The organism is Leptolyngbya sp. FACHB-541, assembly GCF_014695875.1.
Classification (GTDB): domain Bacteria; phylum Cyanobacteriota; class Cyanobacteriia; order Elainellales; family Elainellaceae; genus JAAUTN01.
This window is the reverse complement of record NZ_JACJPC010000063.1, coordinates 1-18,235: the sequence shown is the minus strand read 5'-3', so window position 1 is coordinate 18,235 and position 18,235 is coordinate 1. Positions and strand designations below refer to the sequence as shown.

The following is an 18,235-nucleotide window of genomic DNA, read 5'->3' as shown; positions in this document are numbered from 1 at the left end:
TCTTGGAAACGAACCCTTATCTTGTTTTGACCTCCTCCTCATTTCCAATAAAGTTTATTGTCATTAGAAATTGCTGATATTCCTCTGGTGTATCCAGATCAATGTTCCCGCGTGGAAAAGGAACACTAGCAACGTTTGGGATATGGTTGTAAATGATTTGTTTTGCTCCTGTAGTAGGTCGTAGCGATACGAGTTCTGGAAAAATGGTGTAGTTGAATAACGCGGGTACGCCTAGAGTTCCAGCATACTCTGAGGCAATAATAGGTTTAAGACTGGAGCGGTATGTTTCAATTAGCTGATCAATAATTTGAGTAGAGATGAAAGGCTGGTCGCAAACTAGGAATATGGTTGCCTCTAGTTCACGATGAGTTTGACTCAATACTTGAATGCCAGCCTGGATCGATGCTCCCATTCCTGTTGACCATTGGTTGTTAGTTGTGAACTGTACGTTGTACTGGGCAATCTCAGGGTATATCTGTTTGGCATACGCACCGAGAACCACAACAATAGGATTGCAGCTTGAGCCGATCGCTGCTTCGACTGTCCTACAAATCAGGCTTTTCCCCTGGTACAACAGAAGCTGCTTTGGCGTTCCCATACGGGTAGATGCGCCTGCTGCCAAAATTACGAGACCGATAGAAGACACTTCTGTTCCTCGTTGTGATCGTGAAGATTACCGTGAATTCGTCCTTTTCCTGCTCTCAAGAAGTTGCCAGAACGATTTGTGAGAGCCGCTTGGATTTCGGACACAATTGATAGTGCGATCGCTTCTGGTGTCTCTGCACCAATATCTAAGCCAACAGGAGCATAGAATCGTTGAAGTTGAGCCTCGGTTAGCTGAATGTCTTGCGTTCTCAGTTCTACTAACAGGCGATCGGTTCTTTGGCGGGAGCCAAGCATACCCAGGTACGAAACGGAAGAGGGCAGAAGGGCTTTCAGAAGCTCCAGGTCATGCAGGTAATGGTGAGTCATGATCACGGCTGCTGTGTGCTTGTGAAAGTGCAGATGATTGTGAATATGTTCTGGACGAGCAGTAATGATGCGATCGGCTAAGGGAAAGCGATCTGGAGTCATGTAAGCCGGACGATGATCGCAGACCGTAACTTGCCAACCCAACTCTTTTGCAAACCGGATGACAGGTGGAATATCTTGTCCTGCACCAAACAGCATCAGTGATACAGGGGGTTGCATGACTTCGAGCAAAACTTCGGCTTGCCCAACTGACAATTGATAGGTGGCTCCACGCGACTGATTGCTACTCAGCGCTGCTTTGGCATCACGGCATATGGCTTCGCTTAGTTCAGGGTCATGAATGGTATTGATTGAAATGTGGTTGGGTTCAAGCACCAGGCAAGAGCCGAGCTGCGTTTTCACCCGTCCGTCTGTCCGAAGTAGGGTGACGAGCACTCCTGGCTGTTGGCGATGTAACCATTCTGACAGAATGGTCTGATATCTGATTGTCTCAATTGGGGTTAGAGGTTCAATCAGAATTTGAATGATGCCATTACAGCCCAGTCCAAGCCCCCAAGTCAGGTCATCACGGGAGGTTGTGTCATAGCTCACTAAATGAGGTTGGTACGATCGCATCACAGCTTGAGCATGCTCGAATACATCATCTTCTAAACAACCGCCGCTAATCGAGCCAAATCGTTGACCCTCTTCGGTCATCAACATCCGGGCACCAGATCGTCGATAGGCAGATCCTTCAACTTTGACGACTGTGGCAATTGCAGCCGTCTTTCCACTACTTTGAATGTGCTCTAAGCCTGCTACGATATCTTGTAACTCTTTCATAGCAACTTGTCTGGTGTAATGGGTAGTTCTCGAATACGCTTGCCTGTAGCGTGGTAAATTGCGTTGGCGATCGCGGGTGCGACTCCGACGAGGCACACTTCACCAATTCCTTTTGCACCCAGCGGATTCACGTGAGGATCATCCTCATCCACAAAGGTCACATCAATATCAGGAATATCTGCATGAGTCGGCACTAAGTACTCAGCAATGTTGGCGTTGGTGTAGCGCCCATAGCGGTGATCCATGCGCGTTTCTTCCATCAGTGCCATACCAATTCCGCCGACAATGCCACCAATCATTTGGCTTCGTGCTGTCTTGGGGTTGATAATTCGTCCGGCAGCGTAGACCCCAACAAAGCGAGTCACTCGCACTTCCCCTAAGTCTGGATCAACTCGCACTTCAGCGAACTGGGCACCAAAAGCATGTTTCGAGAACTGTTCCTCCTCACCGGGATTGAAATCAAAGGTTGCTTCTACTTCTGGAAGCTCTTGGCGAGCAAGGATATCGGTATAAGTCTCACCTCTAGCTCGATCTTGTGCCACAAAGAGGTATCCGTTCTCGATCGCAATCTCTTGAGGATTGGCACCATACAATGGTGAAGCCTGGTCTGCGATCGCTCGTTGAATCATCTGATTTCGCACAGCAATTGCCGCTCCCTGTACCGCAGGACCAACACTGATCACAATTCTGGAGCCGCCCTGAGAGGGTGCATCGGGTAGATTGGTGTCACCTAGCTCAAACCGGACTCGTTCAGCCGCCAAACCGAGGGCATCAGCCGCAATTTGAGTCATTGCAGTGTAGGTTCCGGGACCAATATCGGTCGCTCCGCTTTGAACCAATGCGCTGCCATCTAACCAGATCTTTGCCCTTGCTGATGCAGCGTTACCCAGGTAAGGATAGGTTGAACTTGCCATGCCCCAACCAATCAGGTATCTGCCATCTCGCATTGAACCGGGTTCGGGAGTACGTCGCTGCCAGCCAAACCGTTGAGCGCCTAACTCGTAGCACTCTCGCAATGCCTTACTTGACCAGGGAAGCCCATTTTCAGGGTCAGCATCTGCATAGTTTCGTAATCGTAGTTCAATTGGGTCGAGTTGTAGCGCATAAGCGAGTTCGTCCATGGCGCATTCCAGCGCAAAGATGCCCGTTGCTTCACCAGGGGCACGCATGGGAGTTGGTGTTCCTTTATCGAGACGCACCAGACGCCGAATTGTAGTGACATTAGGGCACTGATACAGCATTTGAGTTGCACTGGTAATGCGCTCATTCCGGTCTTGTAGCTGAGAGGTATCTGCGAGCGCTTCATGCACAATGCCCGTCAGCCTGCCCTCTGCTGTCGCTCCTAAAACTAGATGTTGCGAGGTTTGCGGTCGATAACCATGCGACGTATACATCTGCTCCCGCGTTAGCACTAATTTCACGGGTTGCCCAACTTGACGGGCAGCAACGGCGGCAAGAGTGACATGGGGCTGAGGCAGCAGAGTTGCTCCAAAGGCACCACCGACAAAACGAGCAATAACCTGGATATTTTCAATGGGAATTCCCAACGTTCCGGCTAAGGTTCGTCGCATGGAATGAACCCCTTGCGTGGTGTCATAGAGGATCAGGCGTTCACCTTCCCAAACAGCAGTCACGGCTGTAAGCCCCAGAGGGTTGTGATGTTCATTGGGAGTAGTATAGGTTTGATCAATTTGCACAGCAGCCATTGTTAACCCCTGTGCTACATCACCTCGCATAGAATCAGGTGAACCACCCGGTCCGGGTTCTGGGGCGATCGCATGACTCAACTCACGCTTAAAATCTGTGGCTGCCTGCTCTACCGCATAGTCAACCTTCACCAGTGAAGCCGCATAAGCAGCTTGCTCCAGGCTTTCGGCGATCACTACTCCAATATGCTGCCCGTTGTATTGCACCACATCATCTTGCAGAAGTGGAACTTGAGGCGGAAACCCTTCGCCACGAGTTGTAAGTCTGGGAGCATTCAAATGAGTGAGGATGCCAAGCACACCGGGCGATCGCTCAACCACACTGGTATCAATTGTCTGAATACGACCTTTGGCGATCGTGCTCTGAATCAGTACTGCATGAGCAATATTTTCAGTTGGGATCTCAGAAGGGTAATGCGCTCTCCCAGTGACTTTGAGTCGTCCATCCACACGATTGAAAGGTTTTCCGACAGCCTCACTCATGCCCTTTCTCCTGTTTGTGCAACGGTTGACAGAGCGCGAACAAGTGTCCGCTTTGCCAGCTCTACTTTGAAGGCATTATGTTGACGGGGAAGCGCTCTCTGTAATGCGGCTTCCGCCGCCGCAGTTAATATTTCATCATTAATAGACTGTCCTTGAAGCACTGTTTCAGCCTGATGAGCACGCCAGGGTTTTGTGCCGACTCCTCCTAACGCAATGCGAGCCGATCGCACAATTCCCTGATTCAGCTCAAGCCCAACAGCCGCAGAGACTAAAGCAAATTCATAGGAAGCGCGATCGCGCACCTTCAAATAGTGAGAACGTGCTGCGGTATGAGAAGCAGGGACTTCAACGGCAACAATCAACTCACCCGGTTGCAACACCGTTTCCTGCTCTGGAGTATCTCCTGGTAAAAGATGGAAGTTGGCGATCGGAACGCTCCGTTCTCCGTCTGGTCCGCGCAATTGCACTATGGCATCTAGAGCAACCAGTGCAACCGCCAGATCCGAAGGATGAGTAGCAATACACTGACGACTCGTTCCCAGAATGGCATGTATCCGGTTCTCACCTTCGATCGCAGGACATCCTGTGCCAGGTTCACGCTTATTGCAGGGAAAGGCTTGATCGCGGAAGTAGGAGCAACGGGTTCGCTGCATCAAGTTACCGCCAATGGATGCCATATTCCGAAGTTGGGGTGAGGCGCTATTCAGTAAGGCTTGAGCAATCACAGGATAGCGATCGCGAATAATCGCTGCATCTGCTACCGCACTCATTCGAGCTAAGGCATTGATTCGCACACCTTGAGCAGTTTCTTCAACCGTAGCCAGGGGTAATTGATTAATATCGATCAGTTGATTGGGGGTCTCTACACCAACTCGGATCAAATCAATTAAGTTTGTACCACCTGCAATCACTTTAGTGCCTGAAGCGCCGAGGGAGGCGATCGCACCATCAATGTGATCAGCCTGAGCATAACTAAACGGATGCATGATGACCTCCTGCTGCAACCTCACGAATGGCAGCAACAATATTGGGATAGGCACCACAGCGACAGAGATTGCCGCTCATCCACTCTCGGATTTCAGCGTCAGAGTTCGTGTGTCCTTCCTCGACCAGGCTAACCGCAGACATGATTTGACCTGAGGTGCAGTAGCCACATTGGAAGCCATCATGGGCAATAAACGCTGCCTGCATCGGATGTAACTCATCTCCATTAGCAAGCCCTTCAATGGTTGTAATTGATTTACCCCTATTCATCATGGCAAGCGTCAGACAGGAGTTAATTCGCTGTCCATCAACTAGCACCGTACAGGCACCACAAGCGCCCTGATTACAGCCTTTTTTAGTACCTGTTAACCCCAATTCTTCCCGAAGTGCATCTAGGAGGCTGACGCGAGGCTCGATGTTCAGCGTATATTCCCTGCCATTAATGGTCAATGCAATAGGAACGCGATCGGTTCCAAGCGTTCTCGTTATTGGGTGTTGAGGAACTGGTGTTGTTTGAGCAAATGTCTTTTTGGCGAAGTTACCAAGTGTAGTGGCGATCGCACTCAGGATCATTAATTGACCAAAGCGTCTTCGCCTTAATCTAACTTTCATATTCTTGCTTTCAAAGTGTATTCAACTATTGGGTAATTCTGCTTTTTCGCAGATTATTGATCAGGTTAATGCTCGATACATTTCAATACCGACCATCACGCTTTGCTCGTTCTTCAGCAGTGCTAGCAATTTGACTGCGGATTGCTTGATCAGGAAGGTTTGCGGAGTTTACAGCAGTCTGATCTAGCGTCAGACGAGCAATTTTCCAGGTGCCGTTTTCCTTTTCAACCGTGAAGACCTGTACGCCATGAGCAATGATGTGAGGGGAAGAGGTTCCAGAAGCGGGGTCTGCACCAACCCATGTAGCGACCAGGTAGCCCATCATTGTAACAGTTCCATCCTCAGCAACCGAGATAGAATGATTTGTCGTGTGGTGACGGACATAATCTTCATCCGCTTCATGACTTCTAATCAGTTGTACGATCGCCTCCCCACTCTGAACATAGCCCCAATCATGGTCTAACAAGCCATCGGTTGTGAACAGGTTAGCAAGTGCGTCATACTGTCGTGTATCCACTGCCCAATTAAAGCGTTGTGGTAAATCCATTATTTCTAATCGATCTTCAACTGTTAGCTGATTAGCATTAGTATTGGCGGGAGAATATTGTTTTGCAAATGTGTTCAATTGAACTGACTGAGTTGGCATCGTACTGCTGTCCATCGTGCTATGTCTTTGTTGCGCCTGGCTAGTTTGAACTGTGGTAGTTCCAATTACTACTGCTAAACCTGTAAGGATGGCAGCACTACCCAGAATAAGATTGCGATGCAAATGGGTCGTCATGGCTAATTTCTCCTGAGAAATTGAATTAACTAAGGTGATGTTCTAGAGAGAAGCCACTAGAGCAAACGCGAGTTTTCAGGTTCTGCTTGCAGATGAAAAACTTTGGCATCAAGGAACTGTAGTTGGTGAGTTCAGTATGTAGCTAAACCTGATTTTGACAGGAAGGATTACTTAAAAATTTAAGAATTAAATTCAGAGATAATTCGCATCTACTTGGAGCAATCTGCTCTTTATCTGATAAATACTTAGTGCCATTAGAAATAGCAGTTCTGTTAATTGCGATCGGTAAAACGGCTTCCGATTCTACATACCACACCCACATTTACGAATTGGTTGGAACTGCTACAGCAGCCCCTGACTATATTGTTTTCGTCTTTAAAGAATTTGACCAAGGAAGTTCAGGAAGTTCAGGAAGAATTTGGTTTTTCTCAAGGTTTTTATAGCTAGAACTGGTATTCAAAGCGGTTCTATTGATGCAAAATCTAGAATTGATATTTAGCTGAGCTAACTCAACTATTCAAGTTGTGTAGTTTTTGAGCTAGAAAGTGATGGTTCAGATAGAGTTTTCCTAATATGAACGAGCCAAGACCTAAACGAGGAGTTGTGCTGTCTACTCAGGGATGGCAAAAACTTCAAGATGCCCTGCATCAAATGAACGAAGAAAACTCTAAAAAATCGCAAACTTTAGAGCAATTGAGTGAACTAACGGGCTTAGATCCAGGCACTGTTGCTAAAGTACTCTCCCGCGAAGTGGGAGTAGATCGGCGCACACTCGATCGCTTCTTTCAGGCTTTTAATCTCACCCTAAATAAGAGCGATTATTCTAAGCCAATTTCATCTACAGAAAAAGAAACTGCAACATTCAATGAAGATTGGGGAGAAGCAATTGATACTTCATTGTTCTACGGACGGGCTACGGAACTTGCGACGCTACAGAATTGGATCTTGAATGAGCAATGTAGATTGGTCGCAGTACTAGGAGCAGGTGGAATTGGCAAGACGGCTCTATCTACAAAGCTAGCCAGGCAGGTTCAAAACCAGTTTGAGCGGGTGATTTGGCGATCGCTTCGTTATGCTCCTCTGTTTCAGGACTTATTGCAAGAATTGGTTCGGTTTCTATCGCCACAAGCAGAAACAGACGTAAATTTATCTAGTTTGATCAAATATCTGCAACAGTATCGCTGTTTAGTCATCCTGGATAACCTGGAGTCGGTGTTACAGGAAGGGAACTGGGCTGGACGCTATAAGGCAGGCTATGAAGACTATGGAGAGTTGTTAAAGCTAGTGGGAGAAGTGCCTCACCAAAGTTGTTTGCTCCTGACCAGTCGTGAAAAGCCCAAGGAAGCCGCACTGCTAGCAGGAGAAAGCTCGCCAGTTCAAACGCTGCACCTGATAGGTTTAATGGAATTGGAGATACAGGAGATATTCAACACCAAAGGGCGTTTTCTGGGTTCCAAATCTGATTGGATAGCTCTCACTGAACATTATGCAGGAAACCCCCTAGTTCTAAAAATCGTTGCAACCCATGTTCAAGACATCTTCAATAGTAGTATTTCAAGCTTTTTGCAAGAAGGTACAACACTTCCTGCTGATATTGAGGACTTACTCAAGCAGCAGTTTGAGCGATTGAAGGATGCAGAAAAAGAGGTAATGTACTGGCTTGCCATTAACCGTGAGCCTGTTTCCGCTTCAGCATTGCGGGAAGACCTGCTATCGCTCAGTTCTCGTGAAGCATTACCCAAAACATTACAGAGCTTGATGTGGCGATCGCTAATTGAAAAGGTAGCTCCTACCTCGATCAAAAACATTGCCTCCGCTTCAGGTGATAGCCTCAGCCTATTTACACTTCATCCAGTTGTCATGGAGTACGTCACTCAACAATTGATCAAACAAACTTGCCAGGAGATTGAGACCCAAACCATTTCTCTGCTCAAAAGCCATTTACTGGTCAAAGCTCAAGCCAAAGATTATGTGAAACAGATGCAGTTACGTTTTATTGTCGAATTCGTCATCAATCACCTTTTGATGCACTTTGGCAGCAAAAATGAAGTTGTAAATCGAATCAAACAGCTTTTAGCTCGCCAGCGGAGCAAAACTTCTGTAGAAGTAGGATATGTAGCCGGAAACCTATTCAATCTTTTAAGGCAATTAGAGATTGACTTGAGCAATTATGATTTCTCAAATCTCACCATTCGACAAGCAGATCTGAGCCATATCAATTTGCACAACACTAATTTTGCGAATACTGAATTGATTCAACCCGCTTTTACAGAAATGTTCGGTAGCATCTTGACCATTGCCTTTAGCCCAGATAGCAAGCTTTTGGCAACAGGGGATGTAGATGGAAAAATTCGACTATGGCAGATTGAAGATAGTAAACAGTTGTTCGTGTTAGAGGAATTAGGTTGGGTACGCTCAGTTGCATTTAGTCCAGATGGTCGTCTTTTAGGTAGTGGTAGCTCCGATCGAGTTATCAAGTTATGGGATGTGTCTACAGGTCAGTGTTATCAAACTCTAAAGGGACACACTCATTTAATTCATGCTATTACTTTCCATCCATCTAGACCTATACTTGCCAGTGCTAGCGAAGATCAAACGGTAAGGATTTGGGATATTAGCTCAGGGCAGTGCCTTCAAACGCTGCAAGGGCATTCTGATGCGGTTAATACTGTCATGTTTAGTCAGGATAGCCAGTTCTTAGCGACTGGTAGCTATGATCAAACGGTGCGGCTATGGGACACCAGAACGTGGAAATGTGTAAGGACACTGCGAGGACATGGCGATCGCATCCGCTCACTCGTGTTCAGCCCTGACAGTCAAGCTGTCATGAGTAGTAGTGATGATTTAACGATTAGAATCTGGGATTCGCTCACAGGTAACTGTTTGAACATCTTACAAGGTCACACTCGCTGGATTCGCTCAATTGCTTGTAGCCCAGATGGTCAACTTTTAGCGAGCGGCAGTGATGACCAAACCATCAGGATATGGGATCTGCCGTCAGGGCAGTGCTGCAATCTTCTGCAAGCACATAGCAGTCGCGTCTGGTCTGTTGCCTTTGGGCAGGACGGCAGGACGTTAGCCAGCAGCAGTGATGATGAAACAATCAAGTTTTGGGGTATCAATACGGGACGCTGTTACAAAACAATTAAGGGGTATAGTAATCGGGTTCTCTCAATCGCCTCTAGCGCCTTTGGTCAAGTGCTAGCGGGTGGTTATGGCGATCGAACCGTCAAGTTATGGAATATCAATACTGACCAATACCGTGAGCTACGGGGGCATTTACATCCAGTGCGAGCCGTTGCCTTTAGTCCAGATGGGCAGATATTAGCAAGTGGCAGTGAAGATAAGACTATCAAGCTTTGGGATATCAAAAGCGATCGCTGCTTACACACTTGGAAAGGACATACAGATTGGGTTTGGTCAATTTGCTTCAGCCCCAACGGACAACGGCTAGCGAGCAGTGGTGACGATCGAACGATTCGAGTTTGGGATACAAGAAACGGTCATTGCTTACACACCTTGCAAGGGCATACAAGCTGGGTTTGGGCTGTCACCTTTAGCCTGGATGGTCAAACGCTCATTAGCGGCAGTGGCGATCAAACCCTTAGAATTTGGGATGTTAGCACAGGTGACTGTTTGAGCGTGTTGCAAGGGCATAACAGCGGAGTTTGGGCGATCGCGTTGAGTCCAAATGGACAAGTTTTAGCCAGTGGTAGTGTTGATGGCAATATCAGGCTTTGGGACATTAGCACCGGGCATTGTTTTAGAGATTGGCAAGGGCATACTGCTCCTGTTTCCTCTATTTGCTTTAATGCAACCGGACAAGTTTTAGCTAGCGGCAGTGTCGATCGAACAGTAAAATTATGGGACGTTAGCACGGGCGACTACCTCAAGACGTTGCAGGGGCATACCCATCGAGTGCGATCAATCGACTTTGTTTCTCTACCTCATGCCGGTGGGGTTGCTCCACAAACCACAACTAGCTCAAGCAATGAGATTCTAGCCAGTAGTAGTGAGGATGAAACGATTAAGCTATGGAACTTAGAATCAGACCAATGCTTTAAATCTTTAAGAGCAATTAGACCCTATGAACAGATGCTGATTACGAATATCAAGGGCTTGACCGAAGCTCAAAGAACTACATTAAAGTCACTAGGAGCTATTGTGCGAAACGGTTAGAACTGAGTACTCAAATTACCAGGATCTGGTTAACTAGTCTCTAATCGGGACTGGTTAACCTAAGCAGGTAGGTCACCCCACCTGACTTAGGTTAACCAGTCTCCTAGCTCAATGATTCTTTTCGGCAATGTTTTTGCAAGGTGGGATCAGAATGGAGTTTGCTCACACCACAACTGAGCTTTCCGACTGATTCGCCGGGACGCTTCCATGTCGCTCAAATCGCTTGCTGCCTCCTTGGATTGTGGCAACGTTAGCGGGTAGCAGTCCCCATCGAAGCAGAAATCGCCCCCAACCAGTTCGATCGCCGTTCGTAGTGCCAGCGTGTCATGCATTGGCGGTAGCATAATCATATTGCACCCGTCGTACTGGCACCTTAGCATAAAGGCAACAGACCTGTTGGGAAATAGTGGTTGAAATCGCTGAAACCCCTATACAGTCTAGTTTCCAAGGATTTTGCAATAAAATCACTGAAATGTTTACCAGGAGAGGCTTTCAAGGATTCTTGAGCGTATTACCCAACAACTCTAACATCTCGGGCTGCCTCCTGGGTTTCAAGTAGTAGTCGCAATGGTCGCATGTCAGGATGTTAACGCATACCCTAATCCTTCTCCCAATTTAGCCGGATTCAGTGCCCCATACTGTGCACTGAATCAATGACCTAAGGTGAGGTAGATACGGCAATACGGGTGGGGCGAAACACGTCCCAAGGAACGCTTTGCCAGTGACTTGAGCCGGACTTGAGCGCTGCCTGTACTGCTGTGAAGCATAACCCTCCTGCTGGCTACTTTAGGCAGTCCTCTCTCCATTCCACCGCCTCACCCAAATTGGAGAATCATAAAACCCCCCCTCCTGCTCCAATTCAAATTCACCCAACAACACGGCTAGCCACACTTCCACTTGCCTCATCTCTAGTCGCTCACATAGCTGGGCAAAGGAAACGCGATTGGGGAGTGCTGCTTGTAGTCCTTGGGCGATCGCCTCTGTCCATTGCGACACATTCTCCTCATGAGCGATCGCCAACACCTGCTGCTTGCTCTCCTCCTCAACGGCTGCCTCTGCCTCCAGTTGCTCCACCATTGCCAGTACAGCCGCCTTGTCAACCGGCGCAACGATCGATCCTTCCGCAGTTCCACCTGATTTCGCTCGTCCCGTCCGAGGTTTTCGAGCTGGAGTTGGCTCCATCAACTCACTCAGGTCTACCGCCATCGTCTGGCGAACCAAGTCAGTAAAAAATCCCTGCTCGACGAGCGGGTCACGGGATGCCTCCTCCCACTCGTCCATCAGCAGACCTGCTCGCGTTGCACACAGATGGGCAACCTCAAGCAAAGCTTCCCCAGCAAACCGAAGGCGATCGCCTTCGGGCAGTTGAGCTGCTGCTACCTCCACTGCATCTAACATCTGCGCTACTCCAATCGTCTCCGGCATCTGCTGTGCCTGTCGCAACTGGTTCCAGAGATCAAGTTCAAGCTGCTTCCTCTTCACCCGTGTCCTCCCCCCTGCACAAATTGGAGATGCTGGGCATGGTAGGAACAAGGACGAATCGGGCACTGAGACACCGAATGCTGTTCCTCGCGAGCAAACCGCTCGAAGCCACTGCGTCGTCCATTCCCATATCGCTCGTACAGAGCATCCAGCAATTGTCGTGCGTACTCCTTCACCAGCCGGGGCGGTAGCCCAAAAGTGTGTTGGGGTTGCGTCATTGCCACAGGCTTCTCCCCAATCCAGAGTTCCGCACACATCGCATGAATCACGACCTCGTCATTCGGTTCGCGCGGTTGGTCTACATAGGTGTGCAACACGACATAGGCAACCTGAGGAATCGGTACGGTGATCTCCGCGATCGCCATCTTTCGTTGTGCCAGACGACTTCGTCCTTTGCGGTAATAGGAGCGGCGACTGCGGCAGGTTCCCTCGCGCCAGCAGCCATCCCCACCCAGATCGGAGTCATGCAGCTTTCGTGCTTCCCCTGCAGTGAGCAGAGCGCAAGCCCAGCATTTCTCGTTCGTTCGCCGTCCCATGCCTTGCCCTTTGAACTGCCTCAATTATCTAGCAGATGCCAGGGTGCAGAGAAATAGCGTTATTATTCTGACAATATTCAGGTAGAGATAAGTGTAATTATCTCTACCTGAAATCCAAACAACAAAGGCGATCGCAATGACTCCATCCCCTTCTGACCCTATTTTGCCGGTCGTGATCGTGCCGCTGAACGGTGGCAAAAAGGAGGAAGCTCGACGGGAAGAGCCGCCAGATATGCGGCACTGGCAGATTGAGGAGTTTCTACGACAGACTGGGAAATCGGAGAATACGGAGCGCACCTACCGAGGACAGTTGGTACGGTTTGTTGCCTGGTGCGACAAGTCCTGGCTTGATGTCACGCCTAGCGATATTGGCAAGTATCGCCGGGAACTGAAGCTCAAGGGGTTAAAGCCTACCTCAATCAATCATGCGCTCAATACGTTGCGATCCTTCTATGGGTGGCTAAGGAGAAGTAATGGTTATCCGATGAACAAACCATTGCCAACGGATGCGATCGATCTGGAGCGACAGGAGGAACTCCAGGCAAACCATATTGAGGCAGAGGATTTGAGCCAACTTTGGGAAGCACTGGAACTGGATGAACGGACGCGGGTGCGCGACCGCGCGATTGTAGCTGTGCTGAGCCACGGGCTACGGGCATCAGAAGCCTCCGCCCTAAACGTAGAGCATTGGAACGGCAAGATGCTGAAGGTACATCGCTCGAAGGGACAGAATGTGAGTGAGGTGCCGCTGGGTCGGGAAGCGAGGCAGCATCTAGAGGCGTATCTGGAGTGGCGACGGCAGCGAGGCGAGAAGTTTGAGCCATTACCGGAGAGTCCCATGTTTTTGGCGCAGGATCCGAAGAGTTCAGGGAAACGGTTGGGCTACAAGGGCTTGCATAAGATGGTGAAGAAACTGGGGGCGATCTCAGGAGTGGAAGACATCAACCCGCATCGTTTCCGGCATACCTTTGGAACGGAGGCGACTCGGCAGGGAGTTGATCCCCTATTTGGTAAGGAGTTGATGGGGATTAAGAGTGACCGGGTGTTTCAGCGCTATACCAAGGGCGTGTTTAAGCAGGCTGCTGCCCAGGCGTATCTGAAAGCGATCGGCGAAGATATTAGCGATGAGTAAGGAATTCACCAACAGCATTTTGCTACCTTCGACCTAAAAGTCTGAAGGATAGAACTGTCAAAAAGGCAGTTCATCAAAAAGTGGCACTGTGACTATCTCCAATCAAAGCATCAATCATTCTTTTACCATGATTGAGCGCTTCCTTAGCGTTTCTCCACTCAAACCTGGAGATTGCAGGAGGATGGTTTCCTAAGTTGTAGCTCAGTGTCCATGTTCCTAGCGTTGGGTTGGGGCTAACTTTCAGGACGTAGCCGCGAGTGAGTGAGCAACAGATAGGCTTTGCTACCTAGCTTAAGTACAAAAGCGTACAGAGACTTACTCCTTTGGGCAGAAGCTCCCTCCTGTGGACACAATATCTTGCCACTATTTGGGGTAATTGAAGGGTCGACACTGTTGGCGAATTATTTCTTCATGCCTGGACTACCTATTCTGCCGTTGTTTGATCTACAAAACTTAATCGGTTTCAGGAGGAGGATGACGAAGGTTCAAGGCTTTCGGGGTGCTAAGCAATGTTTCGCCAACAGTGTCCGCTAATAAAAAAAACCCTATTCATGGTTTAGTTTCCTTCAGGTTGGGTGATTTCGTAAGATAGCCTTTGATTACGCAACGTGAGTGGTCATAAAACGATGGATGTGATCCACGATCGCATCTCCGCACTCTTCCAGGGCAAAGTGTCCGGTATTGAGGATGGTGTCGAGAGTTAAATGCCAACTTAGGAATGCAGTTGCTACTTAAACGTCAACTGCTGAAGTTCCTTTTGATTCCAGTTGCCTGACCTGGCAGCAGCTTCGTAGGTGCTTTGCAAGAACTCTAACAACATCTGATCCGGTGATTCTGCCTCACGGACAGCGTCATAAGGCAAAATAAATTCACCCAACTCTTTATTGTAAAATGCAGCATCGGGACAAACCTCAGCCTGCTTAAACCCATCGGGTTCTGGGTACGCATAGGAATAAAACGCTGGATACGACAATCCAGATCCGGGCCAAAATCCGGCACTACTGACTTCTTGTGAATAGGCTTCCTTTGCTACAGCATCTGGTAGATTTGGCACCCCTCCTGGATGTTCAGGAGCAGATCGCCCAGAAAAGCGAGTCACTGCTAAATCAAAGCTCCCCCAGAAAAAATGAACCGGACTAACCTTACCGGAAAAATGGGAGCGAAATTCTCGGAAGACGCGATCGGACTGTAGCAGCACTCGCCAGCATCGATTGGCATAGTCCGCATCATAAGCAGCATGGGTTTCATCCTGCTCAAATCGAATTGGGTCAGGGACTTCATTCGGTTTGGTGTTGATGGTGATGTGAAGATCTAATTCTCTCAGAGTTTCCATCACAGTCTGATAAAAGTCAGCAACAGAGCGAGGGTAGAGGGCGATCGCTCGTCTTGCCCCTTCGCTGGTTTGAATTAGCAGCTCATGATCAATGAAATCAAAGTCAATTTGAAAGATGCGGCTACCATAGGGAATCGTGGAAGTGGTCAGTCCCCGAACAGTTAAATAGAGAGGAGTATGCCAGGAATGATTAATCCAAGGAGTTTGGGCTAATCGGATTTTGCCGATGATTTGAGTCCACATGTGCAAGGTGGTATAGGTATCCTGCCATGCATCCAGGGGTAAACTCGGCCAAATATCCGTTGAGATCAGGGTAGACTGATTCGACATCATAGTTTCCTCGGGGGTAGAAAAGGGGTGCGTGATCAATAGTTCTTCTGTTGTTCATCGGCAAAACACCACAGCCATTGTTCTCCCAATTCGGCTGAACTGATTACCGCATGTCCACTTTCCTCATAATGACGGCGTGCGTGCTGATTTTTAGATGAGTCGCAGCACAGCATTTTGCCGCAGGTTTGACAAATTCTTAAATGTACCCAGCGATCGCAACTTGCAGGCATTCCTCACAACGGAACACCGGGTAATTGGCTTTTGAAATCATAGTCTCTAGCGTCAGCTCGTTCAGGTGTTGACAAGACATAGAGGATTCCTGTGAATGTGCAAGAGATGTACTTGATCAAATGGGATACAGCCATTTGCGAAAGAGTTGAGTGAGTCGCGGCATAATCACGTAGGTCAGCAGGGCAACCGTTAGACCTGTCACCAACAACGTTCTGAGCAATACCGGAAGCCCAGCCAGGAGCGGCACTAGCAAACGATTGAGAATAGATATTGTAAAAAACACTGCCAGCCATGTCACGATCGCCATTTTGTAGCGCGGAGGTGGAGCCTTCATGGGTTTGGTGGGAAGCGTAAACCAGGTTTCCAGACCCGTCAGAGTTTGAATGGTTTCAGGCTTTTCAATCAAGGGCTGCAACCGCTCCAGCCATTCTTGCCGCACACTGGATTCCAGCCAAGTTTTGAGGTTGTTGTAATGATCAAATTTGACGATTGCCACATATTCAGGATGAGTGTGGTCATAGGGTCGGATCACGCTGACTCCTAAGTGTCCCTTAAATTGGTGAGCAGCTGTCGCAATTCCGTGCAACCATTCCTCATACCCTTGCTCACGCCCAGATCGAATGAAGTGAGAAATGATGGCAGTTACCTGGTGAGTTTCTTCATCTGTACCCACGACTAGTGAATCCTGCATTACACATGACCTCAAAAACTCTAGCTGCAAGGAAGTGATGATGGTTAATGAGCGATCGCTGGCGATCGCCCCTATTCTATGCACGAAATCATCCAGTGCTGCTACAATGCTGAAAATGAACTGGATCACTGAGCAATGACAACATCCACTCAGTTACACACGAGTCATGAGGCGTTCGCGATTGGCAGAGCCAGCACTTGATATTGCTGCATAGCTCGTCATTAGGTTTTTGTAGTCAGGAATAAACTCTGCAAGGAGATTACCTAGCCCTTCAATATCGTTACGCCAATCACGGTGCAATTCACCCACAACGCTAAACCAATTGACCAACTGAGCGCCAGCACGAGACATCCGATCCCAAGCTGCATCGCGACAGGCTTCATCGAAGGTGCCAGAGGCATCAGTAACCACAAAAACGTCATACCCTGCCTCCAATGCTGAAAGCGCGCAAAAAGTGACACAGACATCCGTGACAATTCCGGCAATAATCAATTGCTTCTTACCAGTTGCTTCTACTGCTTTAACAAATTCCTCATTATCCCAAGCGTTAATCTGTCCGGGGCGCGGAATGAAGGGAGCATCAGGAAACTTCTCCTTCAGTTCCGGCAGGATGACTCCATTGGGACCGTCCTCAAAGCTAGTGGTCAAAACAGTAGGCAGGTTGAAAAACTTGGCTATACTTGCTAGCGCTAGCACATTATTTTTGAAGTCGGCAGCACCAATATCACGCACAAGCGAGAACAGTCCAGTTTGGTGATCCACCAGTAAAACCGCAGCGTTATTCTTGTCTAGACGATTGTACTTGAATGTAGACATTAGGTAATTCTCCTATTTGAGCGATTGGTGAACGAGGAATTGCAGAATGAAATCAAAAGCTAAACATCTCTGCTTGTGCTTCTAAGTGAACGTCTGTTTACCCTCAAGGGTTGATGACGTAAGCGATCACGCCATGAACTGAGTCTGCAAAACAACTCCAAATTTCATCACTTAAGCTCCGCAAGTTAAGCACAGAGTTAAGATTTTCGTGTCACGTGCCCAAAGGGCATTCGCTTCACTGTGCGATCGCTCCTAATACTTTCAACGTCGCTACTTAAGCGTGCGTTAATCCAGTTGCACCTTGAATATTCATGCTTTCAAGCATGGAACCGTGCAATTTACTTGCTCGATCTATTTGCATGACTGTTTGCACAAATTCAATATAGGGGGTCGCCTTGAAGCTGTCGCCTACAACAAGTTAAATTTTTTACAGTGCAAATTGATAGAGTAACCATGCCATCGCAGAGTAGAGGGCTGGCTCTAACTTAAGTTAGAGTCCGAATTTGATCGAAAGTACATTCATACAATCGATCGACCATTAATCAACCAATCATTTCAGTGAACAGGCACTGCGCTGGAGCGTGTTTTTTGCAAGGTCACCCATGGCTTTTGCTCCGATTGGGGTGCGGAGTTATTTGCCCAGGTGCGGTCGTTGGTGAATACGGCTCGCCATCAGAGTATCTCTGCCTTCCAGGCTATTTCCCATGCCCTTGCCTCACACCAGCCTGATTGGCTACTGAGTTGAGCAATTACAAGTCAAGATATAAAGATCTACACAAGGAGCTTTATATTCTGGAGTTTGGCGAGCGATATACTTTGGGAAACGGATGACAGCCCTTCATCGGGGGAGTATTCAATGATTACCCTGCCTGGAATTACTATCCACAGCAAAATCTATGAGAGCTTAGCTTCTTTGGTGTATCGGGGTATCAGAGAGCAAGATAACTGTGCAGTGATTGCCAAAGTTCTCAAGCAGGATTATCCCTCTCCTCAGGAATTAACTCGCTATCGGCAGGAGTATGAAATTACTCGTTTTCTCAACATTGAAGGCGTAGTCAAGGCATACAGCCAACAAGACTACCAGCGCACGCTAGTTCTTCTTTTGGAAGACTTTGGTGGAGAGTCTTTAGAATGCTGGATGCGGC

Annotated in this window: 15 protein-coding genes and 1 pseudogene; 3 read left to right on the top strand and 13 right to left on the bottom strand. The window is 48.2% G+C overall.

Features of this window, described 5'->3' with window-relative positions:
* Positions 1 to 16: 16 nt before the first annotated feature.
* From H6G00_RS13735 to H6G00_RS13710, 6 genes are all read right to left on the bottom strand, one after another.
* On the bottom strand, positions 17 to 646 hold the full coding sequence (locus H6G00_RS13735; protein WP_190797162.1) for an NTP transferase domain-containing protein: 630 nt from the start codon (positions 644 to 646) through the stop codon (positions 17 to 19).
* Positions 625 to 1,794: an XdhC/CoxI family protein gene (locus H6G00_RS13730; protein WP_190797161.1), complete on the bottom strand. Its 1,170-nt coding sequence runs from the start codon at positions 1,792 to 1,794 to the stop codon at positions 625 to 627. Before H6G00_RS13730 ends, H6G00_RS13735 begins: the two co-directional genes overlap by 22 nt.
* Positions 1,791 to 3,983 (bottom strand): xanthine dehydrogenase family protein molybdopterin-binding subunit, encoded by a 2,193-nt coding sequence (locus H6G00_RS13725; protein ID WP_190797160.1) that lies wholly within the window; start codon positions 3,981 to 3,983, stop codon positions 1,791 to 1,793. Before H6G00_RS13725 ends, H6G00_RS13730 begins: the two co-directional genes overlap by 4 nt.
* Complete coding sequence (locus H6G00_RS13720; RefSeq protein WP_190797159.1) at positions 3,980 to 4,969, bottom strand: xanthine dehydrogenase family protein subunit M; 990 nt, start codon at positions 4,967 to 4,969, stop codon at positions 3,980 to 3,982. The genes H6G00_RS13725 and H6G00_RS13720 overlap by 4 nt, the downstream gene beginning before the upstream one ends.
* The gene (locus H6G00_RS13715) at positions 4,956 to 5,579 is read right to left on the bottom strand and encodes a (2Fe-2S)-binding protein (protein WP_190797158.1); all 624 of its coding nucleotides are present in this window, start codon (positions 5,577 to 5,579) and stop codon (positions 4,956 to 4,958) included. The genes H6G00_RS13720 and H6G00_RS13715 overlap by 14 nt, the downstream gene beginning before the upstream one ends.
* Before the next feature lie 82 nt (positions 5,580 to 5,661).
* The gene (locus H6G00_RS13710) at positions 5,662 to 6,360 is read right to left on the bottom strand and encodes a nuclear transport factor 2 family protein (RefSeq protein ID WP_190797157.1); all 699 of its coding nucleotides are present in this window, start codon (positions 6,358 to 6,360) and stop codon (positions 5,662 to 5,664) included.
* A gap of 573 nt (positions 6,361 to 6,933) precedes the next feature.
* On the opposite strand from H6G00_RS13710, the gene H6G00_RS13705 reads away from it, so the two are divergent.
* On the top strand, positions 6,934 to 10,539 hold the full coding sequence (locus tag H6G00_RS13705) for an NB-ARC domain-containing protein (protein ID WP_190797156.1): 3,606 nt from the start codon (positions 6,934 to 6,936) through the stop codon (positions 10,537 to 10,539).
* Between the two features lie 146 nt (positions 10,540 to 10,685).
* Here H6G00_RS13705 and H6G00_RS13700 read toward each other — a convergent pair whose 3' ends face one another.
* The 3 genes from H6G00_RS13700 to H6G00_RS13690 all read right to left on the bottom strand — a co-directional run bounded on the left by H6G00_RS13700 (position 10,686) and on the right by H6G00_RS13690 (position 12,557).
* Positions 10,686 to 10,883 carry a hypothetical protein gene (locus H6G00_RS13700; protein WP_190797155.1) on the bottom strand — a complete coding sequence of 66 codons (198 nt, stop codon included), beginning with the start codon at positions 10,881 to 10,883 and terminating at the stop codon, positions 10,686 to 10,688.
* Positions 10,884 to 11,325: 442 nt separating this feature from the next.
* Complete coding sequence (locus H6G00_RS13695) at positions 11,326 to 12,021, bottom strand: hypothetical protein (RefSeq protein ID WP_190797154.1); 696 nt, start codon at positions 12,019 to 12,021, stop codon at positions 11,326 to 11,328.
* On the bottom strand, positions 12,018 to 12,557 hold the full coding sequence (locus tag H6G00_RS13690; protein ID WP_190797153.1) for a hypothetical protein: 540 nt from the start codon (positions 12,555 to 12,557) through the stop codon (positions 12,018 to 12,020). The genes H6G00_RS13695 and H6G00_RS13690 overlap by 4 nt, the downstream gene beginning before the upstream one ends.
* Positions 12,558 to 12,693: 136 nt before the next feature.
* Here H6G00_RS13690 and H6G00_RS13685 point away from each other — a divergent pair, with 136 nt between their 5' ends.
* Positions 12,694 to 13,689, top strand: coding sequence for a tyrosine-type recombinase/integrase (locus tag H6G00_RS13685; RefSeq protein ID WP_190797152.1), 996 nt, complete (start codon positions 12,694 to 12,696; stop codon positions 13,687 to 13,689).
* 727 nt (positions 13,690 to 14,416) lie between these two features.
* Here the strand turns inward: H6G00_RS13685 and H6G00_RS13680 are convergent.
* From H6G00_RS13680 to ycaC, 4 genes are all read right to left on the bottom strand, one after another.
* Complete coding sequence (locus H6G00_RS13680; RefSeq protein WP_190797151.1) at positions 14,417 to 15,355, bottom strand: DUF5996 family protein; 939 nt, start codon at positions 15,353 to 15,355, stop codon at positions 14,417 to 14,419.
* Positions 15,356 to 15,387: 32 nt separating this feature from the next.
* Entirely contained in the window at positions 15,388 to 15,525 is a 138-nt protein-coding gene (locus tag H6G00_RS35350; RefSeq protein ID WP_242042265.1) for a UBP-type zinc finger domain-containing protein, read from the bottom strand.
* Between the two features lie 173 nt (positions 15,526 to 15,698).
* Positions 15,699 to 16,274, bottom strand: coding sequence for an antibiotic biosynthesis monooxygenase (locus H6G00_RS13670; protein WP_190797175.1), 576 nt, complete (start codon positions 16,272 to 16,274; stop codon positions 15,699 to 15,701).
* A gap of 153 nt (positions 16,275 to 16,427) precedes the next feature.
* Entirely contained in the window at positions 16,428 to 17,090 is a 663-nt protein-coding gene (gene ycaC, locus H6G00_RS13665) for an isochorismate family cysteine hydrolase YcaC (RefSeq protein ID WP_190797150.1), read from the bottom strand.
* 856 nt (positions 17,091 to 17,946) lie between these two features.
* Between ycaC and H6G00_RS13660 the strand changes: the two are divergent.
* A pseudogene (locus tag H6G00_RS13660) lies at positions 17,947 to 18,235 on the top strand (serine/threonine-protein kinase PknK); the annotation flags it as partial.

Coding starts and splice junctions, on each gene's coding strand:
- H6G00_RS13730 (WP_190797161.1), bottom strand. CDS start 1,794: ATGAAAGAGTTACAAGATATCGTAGCAGGCTTAGAGCACATTCAAAGT.
- H6G00_RS13725 (WP_190797160.1), bottom strand. CDS start 3,983: ATGAGTGAGGCTGTCGGAAAACCTTTCAATCGTGTGGATGGACGACTC.
- H6G00_RS13720 (WP_190797159.1), bottom strand. CDS start 4,969: ATGCATCCGTTTAGTTATGCTCAGGCTGATCACATTGATGGTGCGATC.
- H6G00_RS13715 (WP_190797158.1), bottom strand. CDS start 5,579: ATGAAAGTTAGATTAAGGCGAAGACGCTTTGGTCAATTAATGATCCTG.
- H6G00_RS13710 (WP_190797157.1), bottom strand. CDS start 6,360: ATGACGACCCATTTGCATCGCAATCTTATTCTGGGTAGTGCTGCCATC.
- H6G00_RS13705 (WP_190797156.1), top strand. CDS start 6,934: ATGAACGAGCCAAGACCTAAACGAGGAGTTGTGCTGTCTACTCAGGGA.
- H6G00_RS13700 (WP_190797155.1), bottom strand. CDS start 10,883: ATGCTACCGCCAATGCATGACACGCTGGCACTACGAACGGCGATCGAA.
- H6G00_RS13690 (WP_190797153.1), bottom strand. CDS start 12,557: ATGGGACGGCGAACGAACGAGAAATGCTGGGCTTGCGCTCTGCTCACT.
- H6G00_RS13685 (WP_190797152.1), top strand. CDS start 12,694: ATGACTCCATCCCCTTCTGACCCTATTTTGCCGGTCGTGATCGTGCCG.
- H6G00_RS13680 (WP_190797151.1), bottom strand. CDS start 15,355: ATGATGTCGAATCAGTCTACCCTGATCTCAACGGATATTTGGCCGAGT.
- H6G00_RS35350 (WP_242042265.1), bottom strand. CDS start 15,525: ATGCTGTGCTGCGACTCATCTAAAAATCAGCACGCACGCCGTCATTAT.
- H6G00_RS13670 (WP_190797175.1), bottom strand. CDS start 16,274: ATGCAGGATTCACTAGTCGTGGGTACAGATGAAGAAACTCACCAGGTA.
- ycaC (WP_190797150.1), bottom strand. CDS start 17,090: ATGTCTACATTCAAGTACAATCGTCTAGACAAGAATAACGCTGCGGTT.